This is a genomic window from Saccharothrix ecbatanensis (assembly GCF_014205015.1).
Taxonomy (GTDB): domain Bacteria; phylum Actinomycetota; class Actinomycetes; order Mycobacteriales; family Pseudonocardiaceae; genus Actinosynnema; species Actinosynnema ecbatanense.
In genome coordinates this window covers 6,254,455-6,272,089 of sequence record NZ_JACHMO010000001.1, presented here as the reverse complement: position 1 = coordinate 6,272,089, position 17,635 = coordinate 6,254,455, and the positions used below count along the sequence as shown (strand labels likewise).

At 72.0% G+C, this 17,635-nt stretch carries 3 protein-coding genes and 1 pseudogene; all 4 read left to right on the top strand.

Annotation, left to right across the window (positions count from 1 at the left end; all coding sequences use genetic code 11):
• The first annotated feature begins 15 nt into the window (after positions 1–15).
• The 4 genes and pseudogenes from F4560_RS26750 (at position 16) to F4560_RS26700 (ending at position 17,616) form a co-directional block, all read left to right on the top strand.
• A complete protein-coding gene (locus tag F4560_RS26750) occupies positions 16–813 on the top strand; it encodes a phosphate ABC transporter ATP-binding protein (RefSeq protein ID WP_184924321.1) in 798 nt (265 codons plus the stop codon).
• 860 nt (positions 814–1,673) lie between these two features.
• Positions 1,674–7,058 (top strand): annotated as a pseudogene (locus F4560_RS26745) (type I polyketide synthase); the annotation flags it as partial.
• A gap of 53 nt (positions 7,059–7,111) precedes the next feature.
• Complete coding sequence (locus F4560_RS43765; RefSeq protein ID WP_221483657.1) at positions 7,112–16,186, top strand: type I polyketide synthase; 9,075 nt, start codon at positions 7,112–7,114, stop codon at positions 16,184–16,186.
• The gene (locus tag F4560_RS26700; RefSeq protein ID WP_184924317.1) at positions 16,183–17,616 is read left to right on the top strand and encodes a cytochrome P450; all 1,434 of its coding nucleotides are present in this window, start codon (positions 16,183–16,185) and stop codon (positions 17,614–17,616) included. Before F4560_RS43765 ends, F4560_RS26700 begins: the two co-directional genes overlap by 4 nt.
• Positions 17,617–17,635: the final 19 nt, after the last annotated feature.

Sequence of the window (17,635 nt, the reverse complement as noted above, 5' to 3'; positions counted from 1 at the left end):
CCGACGGAGAACCCGATGACGCTCACCATGCCCCCGACGTTGGCAAGCTTGGACGCCCGGTCGATCTCGGCCTGGTTCGGCGCCCGCAAAGTCCTGGACCGGGTCTCACTGGTCATGCCGGCCGGCACCGTCACCGCGCTGATCGGTCCCTCGGGCTGCGGCAAGTCGACGTTCCTGCGAATCCTCAACCGGATGCACGAACTCGTGCCCGGCGCGTCGCTGGCGGGCGAGGTGCTGCTGTCCGGGCAGGACGTGTACGACCCGGGGCGCAAGCTCACCGACGCGCGCAAGCAGATCGGCATGGTGTTCCAGAAGCCGAACCCGTTCCCGGCGATGTCGATCTACGACAACGTGGTGGCGGGCCTGAAGCTGACCGGCGTGCGGGCGAGGCGGTCGGAGAAGGACGACCTGGTCCGGGAGTGCCTGACCAAGGCGGGCCTGTGGCCGGAGGTCAAGGACCGGCTGCGCCAGCCCGGCGGCGCCCTGTCGGGTGGTCAGCAGCAGCGGCTGTGCATCGCGCGCTCGTTGGCGGTGCGCCCGAAGGTCCTGCTGATGGACGAGCCGTGCTCCGCCCTCGACCCGACGTCGACCCGGCGGATCGAGGAGACCATCGCCGAGTTGGCGCACGAGGTGACGATCGTGATCGTCACGCACAACATGCAGCAGGCGGCACGGGTGTCGCAGCAGTGCGCCTTCTTCCTGGCGGAGCAGGGCACCCCGGGCTTGATCGTGGAAGCGGGTCCGACAACGACAATCTTCGACTCGCCGACCGACTCCCGCACCTCCGACTACGTGCACGGGCGTTTCGGCTAGAACCTGCGGTGATAGGTTTTCCGGTGGCCCGGATCGGATTCGTGAATACGGTAAACCCGAGTGAAGATACGGTTGACCGCTACGTGCGCCATCGTCCATAACGGTGCGATCGGAACGTGGCGCCAGGTACCGGCGCTGCGCGGGTGAACTCGCGGTGAATGGTGCTGTGCAACGGAACCAGTCGCACACCGTGGTCCGGCACGTGCGCCCGACGGGTCGATGGTGACAGCCGTCACCGTGCAGGCGCATGTGGACGGATCCCCTCATACTTTTTCCCTATAACCGCACTTCCGCCGTTTTGATCCGGGCTCACCTGGGAATTCACCCTCGTCACCGGCGGTAGATCGCACCTCGACGCCCGTCCACTTCCTGTCAAGTGACGCCCGTTTCCTGATGGGCCTCGTGCGAATATGGCCATGTGCCATACGTTGTCGGCCGCTCCGTCGTACCGTTTCACCACCGCGCGCCCCGATTCAGTCGACGTCCTGAGTCGTACGCGGACGTGCGTGTTCTGCCCGCATCGCCGTTGTCGGACTACCTGTTCGGTGGCGGGCGGCGGTGGTCGGAGCAGGGGGATCGCGGTACCGCCGGGGCCGGTGGCCGTACGCGCACGATGAGCCGGGGGAAGGCGCTGGGGGCGTCACTTCCGTCGGCACCGACGAGGTGAAGAGCAGTTCGGGCCACAGCGACCGCGGACACGTCTTCGGGATCACGAAGCGAGTTCGGCGAGGTGTGAGGAAAAGGATATGACGGCACTTACCACCGATCAGCAGGACAAGCTCGTCCGTTACCTCAAGCAGACCGCAGCCGAACTCAACGCCGCCCAGACCCGCCTGCGGGAGATCGACGAACGCGTCACCGAGCCGCTCGCGGTGGTCGGCATGAGCTGCCGCTACGCCGGCGCGAACTCACCGGACGAACTGTGGGACCTGGTCGCCGAGGGCCGTGACGCGATTTCCGGCTTACCCACCGACCGCGGTTGGGACCTGGAACGGCTCTACGACCCGGACCCGGACAGGCTCGGCACGACTTACACGCGTGCCGGCGGGTTCGTTGCCGGCGCAACGACGTTCGACGCGGACTTCTTCGGGATCAGCCCGCGCGAGGCGCTGTCCATGGACCCCCAGCAGCGGCTGCTGCTGGAGCTGGCATGGGAGGCGTTGGAGGACGCGGGCATCACGCCGACCTCGTTACGCGGCAGTGACACCGGCGTGTACTGCGGTGTCGGCCCGTCGGACTACGCGCCCATCCCGGCCGGTGGAGCGCCGCAGATCGAGGGACTGCGCCTGACCGGCGGCACGACCAGCGTGGTGTCGGGCCGGATCTCCTACACGTTCGGGCTCGAAGGCCCCTCGGTGTCGGTGGACACGGCGTGCTCGGCGTCGTTGGTGGCCCTGCACATGGCCGCGCAGTCACTGCGCACCGGTGAATGCTCCCTGGCCCTGGTCGGCGGTGTGACGGTGCTGGCGGGCCCGACCCTCTTCATCGACTTCAGCCGGCAGCGCGGACTGTCCGCGGACGGCCGGTGCAAGTCCTACGCCGCCGCCGCCGACGGCACCGGTTTCTCCGACGGCGCGGGCCTGATCGTGCTGGAGCGCCTTTCGGACGCCCGCCGTAACGGGCACCGGGTGCTCGCGGTGGTCCGCGGCAGCGCGGTCAACCAGGACGGAGCCAGCAACGGCCTGACGGCGCCGAACGGCCCGTCGCAGGAGCGGGTGATCCGACAGGCCCTGGCCAACGCCGGCCTGACGGCGGCGGACGTGGACGTCGTCGAGGGTCACGGCACGGGCACCAAGCTGGGTGACCCGATCGAGGTCCAGGCCCTGCTCGCCACCTACGGCCAGGAACGCAAGCACGGTCCGCTGTGGCTGGGTTCGGTCAAGTCGAACATCGGGCACAGCTCCACGGCGGCCGGTGTCGCCAGCGTGATCAAGATGGTGCAGGCGCTGCGCAACGAGACCCTGCCCGCGACCCTCCACGTGGACGCGCCGTCGCCGCACGTGGACTGGGAGTCCGGCGAGGTCCGGCTGCTGACCGAGGCACGGCCGTGGAAGACGAACGGCCACCCGCGCCGGGCGGGCGTGTCCTCGTTCGGGGTCAGCGGCACCAACTCGCACGTGATCCTGGAGGAAGCGCCGTTCGACGTGCTTCCCGAGACGGTCGGGACGACCCCGGTGGCGGTTCCCCCGGCGGTCCCGGTCCTGTTGTCCGGTCGTGGAGCGGCGGCGTTGCGCGCCCAGGCCGAGCGGTTGCGGGCCAGTGTGCTGGCGCGTCCGGAGCTGACCGTGGTCGACCTGGGGTTCTCCTCGGTGACGACCCGGGACCAGCTGGACCAGCGGGCCGTGGTGGTGGCGTCCGATCGTGAGTCGCTGCTGGCGGGGCTGTCCACGCTGAGCGCGGCCGAGCCGTCGGACACCGTGGTCGAAGGCCAGGTGCTCGCCACCGGCGCGCGTCCCGTGTTCGTGTTCCCGGGCCAGGGCGCGCAGTGGCAGGGCATGGCGGTCGAGCTGCTGGCTTCGTCCGACGTGTTCGCCCGGGAGATCGCGGCCTGTGGTGACGCGCTGGGCGAGTTCGTGGACTGGCGGCTCGAGGACGTGCTGCGCGGCGTGGAGGGCGCGCCGTCGTTGGAGCGCGTGGACGTGGTGCAGCCCGCGTTGTTCGGGGTGATGGTGGGCCTTGCCGCGTTGTGGCGGTCCTACGGCGTGGAGCCGGTCGCGGTCGTGGGCCACTCGCAGGGCGAGATCGCCGCCGCGGTGGTGGCCGGTGGTCTGTCGCTGGCGGACGGCGCGCGGGTGGCGGCGCTGCGGTCGCGGGCCATCGCGGAACGGCTCGCCGGGCTGGGCGGCATGGTGTCGGTCCCCGCGCCCGTCGGGACGGTCGAGGAGCTGATCGCGCAGTACGACGGACGGGTGTCCGTCGCCGCCGTGAACGGTCCGGCGGCCGTGGTGGTGTCCGGTGAGCCGGGCGCGCTGGACGAGTTGATCGCGGCGTGCGAGCGGGACGGCGTCCGGGCTCGGAAGATCGCGGTGGACTACGCGTCGCACTCGGCGCAGGTGGAGATCATCCAGGCCGAGCTGGCACAGGTGCTGGGCCCGGTCACGCCGAAGTCCGGCTCGATCCCGTTCTACTCGACGGCCGTTGGCGCGTTCGTCGACACGGCCACGCTCGACGCCGGGTACTGGTACCGGAACCTGCGCGGGCGGGTCGGTTTCGAGCCGGCCATCCGGGCGTTGATCGACGACGGCGCCGAGTGCTTCGTGGAGGTGTCGCCGCACCCGGTGTTGACCATGGCCGTGGAGGGCACGGTCGCCGATCACGGCGCCGCGTCCCAGGTCGGCGTCGTCGGGTCGTTGCGGCGTGACGAGGGTGGTTTCGAGCGGTTCGCGCTGTCGCTGGCCGAGGCCCACGTCACCGGTGTGGCGGTGGACTGGTCGGTCGTCTACGCGGGCAGTGGGGCGCGTGCGGTGCCCCTGCCGACCTACGCCTTCCAGCGCGAGCGGTTCTGGCTGGTGCCGGGCACCGGCGGCGGCGACGCCGAGGCGGCCGGGCTGCACAAGGTGGATCACCCGATCCTCGCCGCGGCCGTGCGCATCGGTGACCGGGACGAGTGGGTGTACACCGGCCGGATCTCGCCGGAAACGCAGCCGTGGACCGGTGATCACGTCGTCTTCGGCATTCCCATCGCACCGGGGACCGCGCTGGTGGAACTCGCGCTGAGCGCGGGCGCGGGCGTCGGCTTCGGCATCCTGGACGAGCTGGTGCTGGAGGCTCCGCTCGTCCTCGACGACGAGCTGGGCTGCCGGGTCCAGGTGACGGTCGGCGTACCGCAGGACGGTCGCCGCGAGGTCGCGGTGTACTCGACCCCGAACGCCGGTCCGGACGACGAGCAGCCCGAAGCGATCTGCCACGCCCGAGGCTGGCTGGTCGCCGAATCCGCTGCCGTGGCAAGGATGCCGGTGCAGTGGCCGCCGGCGGGCGCCGAGCCGATCGCCGTGGACGGCCTCTACGCGCGCATGGAGTTGGCGGGCCTGGACTACGGGCCGCTGTTCAAGGGCATCCGGGCCGCGTGGCGCGTGGGCGCCGAGCTCTACACCGAGGTGGCCCTGCCCGACGACGCCGACGACGACGGTTTCGTGCTGCACCCGGCCCTGTTCGACGCCGCGCTCCAAGGCGCGCTGATCGGCAAGGACCCGAACGCGCCGTTCGAGATGCCGTTCACGTGGTCCGGGGTGCGCCCGGGACGACGGGTGAAGTCGGCCCGCGTGCGGATCGTCAGCTCCGCCGACACCGGCCTGCACGTCGACATGGCCGACGACGCCGGCGCGCCGGTGATGAGCATCAGCGGCCTGGTCTACCGGACGGTGGACCCGGCACAGCTCGAACGCGTGCGCGGCGGTGGACCCGACTCGCTGTACGGGGTCGAGTGGGTGCCGGTGCAGCTCGGACAGGCGGAACCCGCCCGGCTGGCCCGCATCGGCTGGGACGTCGAAGGTTTGGGCGCAGAAGGTCTGGACGCGTTGGAGCAGGCGGTCGCCGAGGACGGCGCGGCCCCGGCCGCGATCGTGGCCCGGATCGCCGCGAACGTCACCGCGGGCACGCCGGCCGCGATGGCCCTCGAAGCCGCCGAGCAGATGCTCGCCACGATCCAGCGCTGGCTGGCCGCCGAACGCCTGACCGAGACCCGGTTGGTGGCGGTCACCCGCGGCGCGGTGGCGTTGGAGGGCGAAACCCCCGACATCGCCCAGGCCGCGGCGTGGGGTCTCGCGCGCAGCGTCCAGTCCGAGCACCCGGGCCGGATCGTGCTCGTGGACCTGGACGACGACAGCGCCGAAGTTCCGTGGAACGCCCTGCTGGCCGCCGACGAACCGCAGCTGGCGGTGCGGGCGGGTCAGGTCTCGGCGCCGCGACTGGCACGCGTGCCCGCGGTCGCCGCGGACGCGATGCGTTCGATCGACCCGGACGGCACCGTGCTGGTCACCGGTGGCACCGGCGGCCTGGGTGTGGTCTTCGCCCGGCACTTGGCCTCGCGGCACGGTGTCCGGAACCTCGTGCTGGTCAGCCGTCGCGGTCCCGCGGCAGAAGGCGCGTCCGAGCTGGCGGCCGAGCTGACCGGACTCGGCGCGAACGTGCGGATCGAGGCCTGCGACATCGCCGACCGCGATCAGGTCGCCGCCCTGCTGGATTCGCTGGACGTCCCGCTCACGGCGGTCGTGCACACGGCCGGCGTGCTCGCCGACGGCGTGATCGAATCGGTCACCCCGGACCAGCTCGCACGGGTCATGCGGCCCAAGGTCGACGCCGCCTGGCAGCTGCACGAGCTCACCGCGGACCTGGACCTGTCGGCGTTCGTGCTGTTCTCCTCGGGCGCCTCGCTGTTCGGCAACCAGGGGCAGTCCTGCTACGCCGCCGCGAACGGCGGTCTCGACGCGATGGCCCAGCGCCTGCGCGCCGCCGGAGTGCCTGCCACGTCCCTGGCCTGGGGCGTGTGGGCCGACGGCGTCGGCATGGCGGGCCGGCTCGACAACACCAACGTGGCCCGCATCGAAAGTGCCGGTGTGGCCCTGCTGGCGGTCGACCGGGGCCTGGACCTCTTCGACTACTCGCTGGGCCTGGACGACGCGCTGCTGGCTCCGGTGCAGCTGGACATGCCGGCGCTGCGGGCGCAGGCACGGGCCGGATCGCTGCCCGCGTTGCTGCGCGGACTCGTGAAGGTCCCGGCACAGGCGGCGGAGCCCGCGGGCGGTTCGCTCGCCCAGCGGCTGGCCGGCGTCCCCGAGGACGAGCGCGAGTCGGTGGTCCTGGAACTGGTGCAGGCACAGGTCGCGGCCGTGCTGGGACACGAGTCGGGGGCGGCGATCGACCCCGACCGGGCGTTCAAGGACATGGGCTTCGACTCGCTCGCCAGCGTCGGCCTGCGGAACCGGCTCGGCAAGATCACCGCGCTGCGGTTGCCCGCCACCCTGGTCTTCGACCACCCGACCACGGCGGCGGTGGCCGCGTACCTGCTCGAATCCGTCGAACCGGAGGTCACGACCGGCGGCGCGGCGGAGGACGACACCGCCCGGATCCGCGCGGTCCTCGCGTCGATCCCGATCGAACGCCTGCGCCGCGCGCAGTTGCTGGACGCGTTGCTCGACCTGGCGCGCGGCGACGCGCCGGAGGAGCAGACCGAGGACGACGACGAAGGCGCGATCGACGACCTCGACGCCGAAGCGCTGATCCGCATGGCCCGAGGGGACCTGTAAGTGCGTAACGACGACACACGTGCAGACCACCGCATGGACAGGAAGGACCGGGCGTGACCGCCGACAAGAACGATCTGATCGACGCGCTGCGGCAATCGCTCAAGGAGAACGAACGGCTGCGCAAGCACAACTCGCAGCTGCGGGCGCAGTCGGCCGAGCCGCTGGCGATCGTCGGCATGAGCTGCCGGTTCCCGGGCGGGGCGTCGTCGCCGGATCGGCTGTGGGAGCTGCTGTCCGAGGGCCGTGACGCGATGGTGCCGCTGCCCGCCGACCGCGGCTGGGACGTCGAGCGGCTGTACCACCCGGATCCGGCCCACCCCGGCACCACGTACTGCCGGACCGGCGGGTTCGTCGACGACGTCGCCGAGTTCGACGCCGACTTCTTCGGCATCGGCCCGCGCGAGGCGCTGGCGATGGACCCGCAGCAGCGCCTGATCCTGGAAGGCGCGTGGGAGGCGTTCGAGCACGCGGGCATCGACCCGACTTCGTTGCGCGGCACCGACACCGGTGTCTTCTGCGGCGCGATCAGCTCCGAGTACGGCGCCACCATGCCGCCGGAGCTGGGCGGCTACCGGCTGGGCATCCTGACCAGCGTCCTGGCCGGTCGGATCTCGTACCTGCTCGGGTTGGAAGGCCCGGCGGTCACGGTGGACACCGCGTGCTCGTCGTCGTTGGTGGCGCTGCACCAGGCCTCGCAGGCGTTGCGGGCCGGTGAGTGCTCGCTGGCGCTGGTCGGCGGAGTGACCGTGATGTCGAGCCCGACGCTGCTGGTCGAGTTCAGCCGGCAGCGCGGGCTGGCGCCGGACGGCCGCTGCAAGGCGTACTCGGCCGACGCCGACGGCACCGCGTTCGCCGACGGCTGCGGCGTCATCGTGCTGGAGAAGCTGTCGGACGCGCGCAAGAACGGGCACACCGTGCTGGCCGTGGTGCGCGGCAGCGCGGTGAACCAGGACGGCGCCAGCAACGGCCTGACCGCGCCGAGCGGCCCCGCGCAGGAGCGGGTGATCCGGGCGGCGCTGGCCAACTCGGGCCTGTCGGCCGCGGACGTCGACGCCGTGGAGGGCCACGGCACCGGAACGGAGCTCGGCGACCCGATCGAGGCGCACGCCCTGCTGGCCACCTACGGCCAGGACCGGGCGAACGGCCCGGTGTGGCTGGGGTCGATCAAGTCCAACATCGGCCACACGTCGGCCGCCGCGGGCGTCGCGGGCCTGATCAAGATGGTGCTGGCGATGCGGCACGAGACGCTGCCCGCCACCCTGTTCGCGGACACACCGTCCCCGAACGTGGAGTGGGATCGCGGCGCGGTCGCGCTGCTGTCGGAGCCGCGGCCGTGGCGGTCGGAGGGCAGGCTGCGCCGGGCGGGGATCTCGTCGTTCGGCGTGAGCGGCACCAACGTGCACGTCATCCTGGAGGAAGCCCCTTCCGCGCCCGCCGAGACCGCGGAACCGGATGCGCCGCGACGGCCGTCCGGTGTGGTCCCGGTGCTGGTGTCCGGGCGCAGCGAGGCGGCCGTGCGGGCGCAGGCCACGCAGTTGCGCGACCACCTGGCGGCGCGGCCCGAGCTGACGCCGGCCGACATCGGCTACTCGGTGGCGACCACGCGTGCGCTGCTGGAGCGGCGTGCGGTGGTCACGGCCTCCGACCGCGACGAGCTGATGGCCGCGTTGACGGCCCTGACGACCGGGGAACCGGGATCGGCCGACGGCCGGGCGGTCACCGGCAAGACGGCGGTGCTGTTCACCGGCCAGGGTTCGCAGCGGGCCCGGATGGGCGCGGACCTCGCGGCGGCGTACCCCCGTTTCTCGGACGCGCTGGACGAGGTGTGCGCGGCGGCGGATCCGCTGGTGGGCCGGTCGGTGCGCGAGCTGATGAGCGCCGAGGCCGGGTCCGCCGAGGCGGAGCTGCTGAACTCCACCGAGTACACGCAGGTGGCGTTGTTCGCCGTCGAGGTGGCGCTGTTCCGGCTGGTCGAGTCGTTCGGCGTGAAGCCGGACTACCTGATCGGGCACTCGGTGGGCGAGATCGCCGCGGCGCACGTGGCCGGGGTGTTGTCGCTGGAGGACGCCGCCGCGCTGGTGGTGGCACGTGGCCGGCTGATGGGCGCGCTGCCCGAGGGCGGCGCGATGGTGGCCGTGCAGGCGACCGAGGAGGAGGTCGCCGCGTCCCTGACCGGCTTCGAGGGCCGGCTGGAGATCGCGGCGGTGAACGGTCCGCGCGCGGTGGTGGTGTCCGGTGACGCCGACGCCGCCGAGGAGTGGTTGCCGAAGTTCGCGGACCGGAAGACCAACCGGCTCAAGGTGTCCCACGCGTTCCACTCGCCGCGGATGGAGCCGATGCTGCTGGAGTTCGCCAAGGTCGCGCGGGGGCTGCGGTTCGCCAAGCCCAAGATCCCGATCGTGTCGAACGTGACCGGCGAGCGGGTGACCGACGAGGTCACCGACCCGATGTACTGGGTGAAGCACGTCCGACGCGCCGTGCGGTTCGCCGACGGCATGCGGACGTTGTACAGGTTGGGCGCCAGGAGGTTCCTGGAGCTCGGCCCGGACGCGGTGCTGACCGCGATGGCGCGGCAGACCCTGGACACCGACGACGTGGTGCTGGTCCCGGCGCTGCGTGCGAAGCACGACGAGGTCGGGACGTTCGCCCGCTTCCTCGGTGAGGCGCGGGCCGCGGGGGTCACCATCGACTGGACGGCGTACTACGCCGGAACCGAGGCGGCCCAGGTCGAACTGCCCACGTACGCGTTCCAGCGGGAGCGGTTCTGGCTGGCGCCGGGCTCCGGCGGGGCGGACGTCGCCGCGGCGGGCCAGATCGGGCTCGACCACGCGATCCTCACCGCCGCCGTGTCGGTGGCCGACCGCGACGAATGGGTGTTCACCGGACGCATCGCGGCCGACGCGCAGCCGTGGATCGCCGACCACGTCGTCCTCGGCGCCCTGGTGGTGCCCGGCGTCGCGCTGGTCGACCTGGCCATGGCGGCCGGTTCGGCGGTCGACTGCCCGGTGCTGGAGGAGCTGGAGATCAGCGCGCAGCTGGTCCTGGCGGACGACGCCCGGCAGGTCCAGGTGACCGTCGGCCCGGCCGACCCGGACGGCCGCCGTGAGATCGCGATCTACTCGCGCGGCATCGCGGGCGGCTCGGAAGCGGTCTGCCACGCCAAGGGACGGCTGGGCGCGGGCATCGCGCTCCCGGCGGCTTTCGACACCGAGTGGCCGCCCGCCGACGCCGAGCCCGTGGCCGTCGACGACCTCTACACCCACCTCGCCGAGGCCGGGGCCGACTACGGCGCGCTGTTCCAGGGCGTGCAGTCGGCTTGGCGGCGCGGTGACGAGATCTTCACCGAGGTCGCGCTGCCCGACGACACCGACGGCGTCGGGTACGGGGTCCACCCCGGTCTGTTCGAAGCGGTGCTCCAGGGCGGCTTGCTCGACATCGACCCCGACGCAGGGCTGGGCCTGCCGGTCTCCTGGGCGAACGTCTCGTTCGGACAGACCACGGCGGCACGCCTTCGGGTGCGCGTCACAACGTCCGACTCGGTGCTGCGCGTGGACGCCGTGGACCTCGACGGCGAGCCCGTGGTGTCGGTCGGCCGGATCGCCTACCGCCCGGCCGCGCCGCAGCTCGACAGCGCGCTGCTCCCCGACACCGATTCGCTGTTCACCCTGACCTGGGCGGCCGTGGACGCGGAGCCGTCACAGGCCGCGCGGGTCGCGGTCCTCGGCGACCTGGAGGCGGCGGGGGATCGGTTCGCCGATCTCGACGCCCTGGCGTCGGCCGTTGCGGAGGGGGCGACCGCTCCCACGCTCGTGCTCGCTCCGATCACGGCATCCGACGCGGACGCGCGGGTGGCGTGCGCCCAGGCGATCGACACCGTGCGCCGCTGGGTCGCCAACCCGTTGACGGCCGACGCGCGGCTCGTGCTGGTGACCCGCGGCGCCGTCGCGGCCGGTGGGCTCGTGCCCGATCCGGCCCTGGCGGCGGTCTGGGGCGCTGTGCGCGTCGTCCAGGCCGAACACCCGGACACCGTGGTGCTGGTCGACCTGGACGACCGGAACGGTCCTGAGTGGACGGTGCTCGGCGACCTGGACGAGCCCGAGTTGGCCGTCCGCGAAGGCGCGCTGTTCGCGCCACGCCTCGCACCGGCGCCCACGGCCGAAGCCGGTCCGGAACTGGACCCCGAGGGCACGATCCTGATCACCTGTGGTCCCGGTGGCGCCGGTCCGGTGCTCGCCCGGCAGCTGGCCGAGCGGCACGACGCCGCACGGCTGCTGCTGGTGACCGTCGGCGGCCCGGACGAGGCCGTCGACGCGGTGGCCGCCGATCTCGGCGCTCGCGCCGCGGCCGGTGACACCGCCGACCAGCTCGCCGAGGTGTTGACCTCGGTGGACAGGCTGACTGCGGTGGTCCACGCGCCGGGAGTGCTGGACGACGGCACCCTCGACACGCACACCGCCGACCAGCTCGACCAGGCGATCGCCGCCAAGCTCGACATCGCGCTGCGGCTGCGTGAGCTGACCGCCGGCCACGACCTGGCGGCGTTCGTGCTGGTCTGCTCCGACGCCGGGCTGTCCGGCGCGGGCGGACGGGTCGCCAACGCCGCCGGCGACGCGGCCCTGGACGCGCTCGGCCACCGGCTGCGCGCAGACGGCGTGCCCGCGACCGCGCTGGTGTGGAGCACCGAGCCCGAGCTGGTGCGGCAGCTGGCCGAGCGCATGGTCACGGCCACGCCCGCGCTGCTCGCGCCGCTGCGGCCGGACCTGGCCGAACTGCGGGCCCAGGCACGGCAGGGCACGCTGGCCCCGCTGCTGCGCGGACTGGTCCGGATGCCCGCCCGCCGTGGCCGCGCCGGAGGATCACTGGCGCGGATGCTCGCCGAGACCGCCGAGGCGGACCGGGTGCGGGTCGTGCTCGACCTGGTTCGCACGCAGGTCGCCTCGGTCCTCGGGCACGACACCCACACCGCGATCGACGCCGAACGCCCGTTCAAGGACATGGGGCTCGACTCCATGGGCGCGGTGGAGCTGCGCAACCGGCTGACCCGCGTCACCGGGCTGCGGCTGCCGGCGACCATGGTCTTCGACTACCCGACCCCGGCGGCGATCGCGCACCGGATCGTGGGCGAGTTCGCCGAGGTCGCCGAACCGGCCAAGACCACGTCGCGGTCGCGCCGCAAGGTCGTCGACGAGCCGTTGGCGATCGTCGGGATGAGCTGCCGCTACCCGGGCGGGGTGGACTCGCCCGAGAAGTTGTGGGAGTTCGTGGCCGCGGGTGGCGACGGGATCGTGGAGTTCCCCACCGACCGCGACTGGAACCTCGAAGAGCTGTTCAACGAGGACTTCGAGCAGTCCGGCACCACGTACGCGAAAATGGGCGGGTTCATCGAGGGCGCGGGCGGCTTCGACGCCGGCTTCTTCGCCATCGGCCCGAACGAGGCCAAGGCGATGGACCCCCAGCAGCGCTGGTTGCTGGAGGGCGCCTGGGAGGCGCTGGAGCACGCGGGCATCGACCCGGACTCGTTGCGGGGCAGTGACACCGGCGTCTACTGCGGTGCGACCAACACCGACTACGGCACGGTGGTCCCGCCGGAGCTGGAAGAGTTCCACATGACCGGTGTCATGTCGAGCGTGCTGTCCGGCCGGGTCGCCTACACCCTGGGGCTGGAGGGTCCGGCGATCACCGTCGACACGGCCTGCTCCGCGTCACTGGTTGCGGTGCACCTGGCGATGCAGGCGCTGCGGGCGGGCGAGTGCTCGCTCGCGCTGGCCGGTGGTGTGACGGTGATGTCCACCCCGGTGGCCCTGACCGACACCGCACGCCTCCAGGGCCTGTCCCCGGACGGCCGGTGCAAGGCGTTCTCGGCCGCTGCGGACGGCACGTCGTTCGCCGACGGCATGGGCCTGCTCGTGCTGGAGCGGCTTTCCGACGCACGCCGCAACGGCCACACGGTGCTCGCGGTGCTGCGTGGCAGCGCGGTCAACCAGGACGGCGCAACCAACGGGCTCACCGCGCCGAACGGCCCCTCGCAGGAGCGGGTCATCCGGGCGGCGCTGGAAGCGTCCAGGCTGCGTCCCGACCAGGTGGACGTGGTGGAGGCGCACGGCACCGGCACCGGCCTCGGCGACCCGATCGAAGCGCACGCGCTGATGGCGACCTACGGCCAGGAGCGGGAGAACGGCCCCCTGCGGCTGGGCTCGATCAAGTCGAACATCGGCCACGCCGGTCCGGCCGCCGGTGTCGCCGGTGTCATCAAGATGGTGCAGGCCATGCGGAACGAGGTGCTGCCGCGCACCCTGCACGTGGACGAGCCGTCCCCGCACATCGACTGGGACATGGGCGACGTCGAGCTGCTGCTCGAGAACCAGCCCTGGAAGCCCAACGGCCACCCGCGTCGGGCCGGTGTCTCGGCGTTCGGCATGAGCGGCACCAACGCGCACGTGATCGTGGAAGAGGCCCCGGCCTCGGACTTGGCTCCGCTGCCCACGCGTCAGCAGCCGCCCGGCGTGCCGGTGCTGCTGTCGGCGCGCACGCGGGCCGCGTTGCGGTCGCAGGCCGAGCGGCTGCACGCCCACTTGGTCGACCACCCCGAGCTCGACCTGCTCGACGTCGGCTTCTCGACGGCGACGTCCCGTGCGGCGCTGTCGCGGCGGGCGGCGGTCGCGGCCAGGGACCGGGACGAGCTGCTCGACGGGCTGGCGGCACTGGCCTCCGACAAGCCCGCCGACCACACGGTCGACGGCAAGGTGATGGACGGCAAGACGGTGTTCGTCTTCCCCGGCCACGGTTCGCAGTGGACCGAGATGGCGGTGAAGCTGCTGGACACCGCGCCGGCGTTCGCGGCCGAGATCGCGGCCTGCGCGAAGGCGTTCGAGCCGTACGCGGACTGGAACCTGGAGGACGTGCTGCGCGCCGCGCCGGGTGCGCCGTCGCTGGACGTGGTCGACGGGGTCATCCCGGTGAACGTGTTGCAGCCCGCGGTGTTCTCGGTGATGGTCTCGCTGGCGGCGCTGTGGCGGGCCAACGGTGTGGAGCCGGACGCGGTCGTCGGCCACTCGCAGGGTGAGGTCGCCGCGGCCTACGTCGCCGGCGCGCTGTCCCTCGAGGACGCCGCCCGGATCGTCGTGGTCCGCAACCGGTTGGCGCACGACATGATGCCCAACGACGCCGGTCTGCTGTGGATCGGCGCACCGGACGACGACGTCGACCGGCGGGTCCGCAAGTACGACGGACGGGTCTCGGTCTCCGTGGTGAACAGCCCGGTGTCCGTGGTGCTCACCGGCGACGCCGACATCCTCCTGGAGGTGCAGGCCGAGTGCGAGCGCGACGGGGTGCGCACCCGCCCGCTCGGCACGGCCTTCGCCTCGCACACGGTCGCGGTCGAGGTGCTCAAGTCCGAGCTGCTGGAGCAGTTGGCACCGGTGGCGCCGCGGTCGAGCCGGGTGCCGTTCTTCTCCACGGCGCTCGGCGAGTACGTCGACACCGCCGGCCTGGACGCGAACTACTGGTACCGCAACCTCCGCAACCGGGTCGGCTTCGAAGCCGCGATCTGCGGGCTGATCGACGACGGCGCGACCCGCTTCGTCGAGGTGTCGCCGCACCCCGTGCTGTCGACCGCGATCGAGCAGACCGCGATGGCGCACGACATGGAGGGCCGGGGCGAGACGGTGGCCACGGTCGGCACGCTCCGGCGTGACGAAGGCGGCCTGGACCGGTTCGCCCTGTCGCTGGCCGAAGCGCACACGGTCGGTGTCGACGTGGACTGGGACGGCTTCTACGCCACCACCGGTGCGACGCGGGTGGTCCTGCCGACCTACGCGTTTCAGCGGAAGCGGTACTGGCTCGCGCCGGCCGCCTACGGATCGGGCGCCGGTCAGCCGAGCCTGGAGTCGCAGGACGAGCAGAACGACGACGAGGGCGGCGCCCTGGTGCGTCAGCTGGCCGCCGTTCCCGCCGCCGAACGCGAGTCCCTGGTGCAGGAAGTGATCCGCAAGCAGGTCGCGGCCGTGCTCGGGTACCCGTCAGGCGACGCGATCGAAGCGGATCAGGGCTTCTGGGAGCTGGGCTTCAACTCGGTCGGCGTGGTCCGGCTGTGCAACCGCCTGAACCGGGTGACCGGTGTGTCGGTGCCGTCGACCGCGGTCTTCGAGCACCCCGACGTCGTCGGCCTGTCCCGCTGGCTCGTGCGGCACGTGGCGGGCGACGTGGCGGCGGCCGACCCCAACGGCAGCGTGGCGGAGACGGAAGAGTCCACTTCGGACGGTTCCGGCCTCGCCGCCAACGGTCTCGCACCGGACAGCGGCGGCATGTTCACGTCGTTGGTCAAGCACGCGCTCAACGAGGGCGACCTCGACCGGGGTCTGCAATGGCTGATGGACGCCTCCCGGTTCCGCCCGGCGTTCACCTCGCCGGCGGAGTTGCCGGAGACCGGCGGGCACGTGGTGCGGCTCGCCAGGGGCGATTCGAAGGTGGCGGTCGTCTGCGTCCCCTCGTTCGCCGTCGGTTCGGGCCCGCACCTGTTCCTGGCGCTGGCCCAGGGGTTGTCCGGCCACAACGTGTACGCCTGCGCGCTGCCCGGCTTCCGTGACGGCGAGCCGCTGCCCGGAGCCTGGAACGCGGCCATGGAAGTGGTCGCGGACGAGATCCGGCAGGCCGTCGGCGACGCCGACGAAGTGGTCCTCGTCGGGTACTCCATCGGCGGTGCGGTCGCGCATTCGCTGGCGGTCGAACTCCGGCGCAGCGGCCGGGACGTGGCGGGCCTGGTCCTGCTCGACTCGCCGTCACCGCAGTTCGTCGTCGAGAACGGCGGCGGCGCGTTCGAGTCGAGCATGACCACGATGCTCAACGGCGACTTCGACATGGCGTTCGACGCCGCCGGCTGGTTGGCGATGGGCGCCTACCTGCGCCTGCTGCCCGAACGCGTCGACACCGACGTGGAGATCCCGCGGCTGTACGTCCGGGCCGACGAAAAGCACTCGTGGCCCGGCTGGGACCTCGGCGGCGACCTGGTCGACGTGCCCGCCGACCACTTCGGCATCATCAACGACCCTGGGTGCGCCGCGGCTGTCGAAACGTGGATCCGGCGCGGATTCCTTGCTGAGTCAGGTTCGCAGGACAAGGAGATGTCATGACCCATCCCGACGTGAACGGGACCGCCGTCGAGGACGGTGCCGACAGCGGCCCGATCGACACCGCGCAGGCGGAGGAAACGGTGATCCCGTCCTCGGCCGTGCCGGGTCCGACACTGGGCCAGCGCGAGCAGCTGATCCGGTACACGACTCAGCGCACCCAGTTCCTGAACGAGTGCAAGGACCAGTACGGCCGCCGGTTCAAGCTGGGTCTGCTGCCGGGGATCGACTTCTTCGTGATCACCGACCCGGGCGACGTGCGCGCCATCTTCACCGCGCCGCGCACGAGCCTGCACTGCGGCAACTCCAACGGCGCGCTGGAGAAGTACTTCGGCAGCACCGGTATCGCGTTCCTCGACGAGGGCGAGCACCTGGCCCGCCGCAAGTCGCTCACCCGCAGCTTCAAGGGCGCGGCCTTCAACCGGATCGTCACGGCGGTGGAAGAGATCACCACGGACTCGGTCGCGGGCTGGCCGCGCGACGAGGTCGTGGACATGCACCCGCTGGTGCACCGCTGGGCGATGAACGTTATCCGCGAAGTGGTCTACGGCAAGGTGGTCCCGAGCTGCTGGCCCGAGCTGCTCGACGCGCTGATGGACATGGTCGAGCTGAACCGCTACCCCACCGCGATGCTGCAGATCGACCGGTGGTCGTCGGCGAAGAAGCGGCTCATGAAGAAGCGGCCCAGCACGGGGCTCAAGGCGTTCTGGGGCGACCGGCGGCGGGTCGACGGCCTGATCGCCAAGTCGATCGCCGAGCGGCTGGAGGTCGGCGAGTTCGGCGACGACATGCTGTCGGTGCTGTTCGGCGTCACCCGCGCGGACGGCTCGCAGCTGTCGGTGATGGACCTGCGCGACGAGATCATGACCATGTTCGTCGCCGGCACCGTGACGACCGTGTCCGCGGTCTGCTGGTCGATCGAGCACTTCTCCCGCGACCCGGAGCGGCTGGCCAGGCTGCGCGACGAGATCGCCGCGGGTGAGACCGACGAGTACCTCACCGCCGCGGTGCACGAGGTGCTGCGGCTGCACCCGCCGCTGCCGAACAACCTCGCCCGCCAGGTGGTCACGCCGATCGTGGTCGGTGGTGTGCGGTACGAGCCCGGCCAGTTGCTGGTGCCGAGCGCCGAGCTGATGAACAACGACCCGGAGCGCTACCCCGAGCCGGAGAAGTTCCTCCCGGAGCGGTTCATCGGCGTGCAGCCGGGGCAGTACACGTGGATTCCGTTCGGCGGCGGGCACACCCGCTGCATGGGCGACCGGATCGCCATCCACGAGATCAAGACCATGGTGCGCGAGCTGGTGACCGGCTTCGACTTCGAGCGCGGCGAAACCGATCCGGCCAAGCCGGTGCCGCGCGGCCCGGTCGTGGTGCCCCAGGGCGGTCCGCGGATCGCGTTGCGCCCCCGCGCCGCAATGGCGGCGGCGAACTGACCGTGGACATTCAGCGACA

Bases quoted from the DNA above. Each gene is read 5' to 3' on its own strand.
- F4560_RS26750 (WP_184924321.1), top strand. From the start codon at position 16: ATGACGCTCACCATGCCCCCGACGTTGGCAAGCTTGGACGCCCGGTCG.
- F4560_RS26700 (WP_184924317.1), top strand. From the start codon at position 16,183: ATGACCCATCCCGACGTGAACGGGACCGCCGTCGAGGACGGTGCCGAC.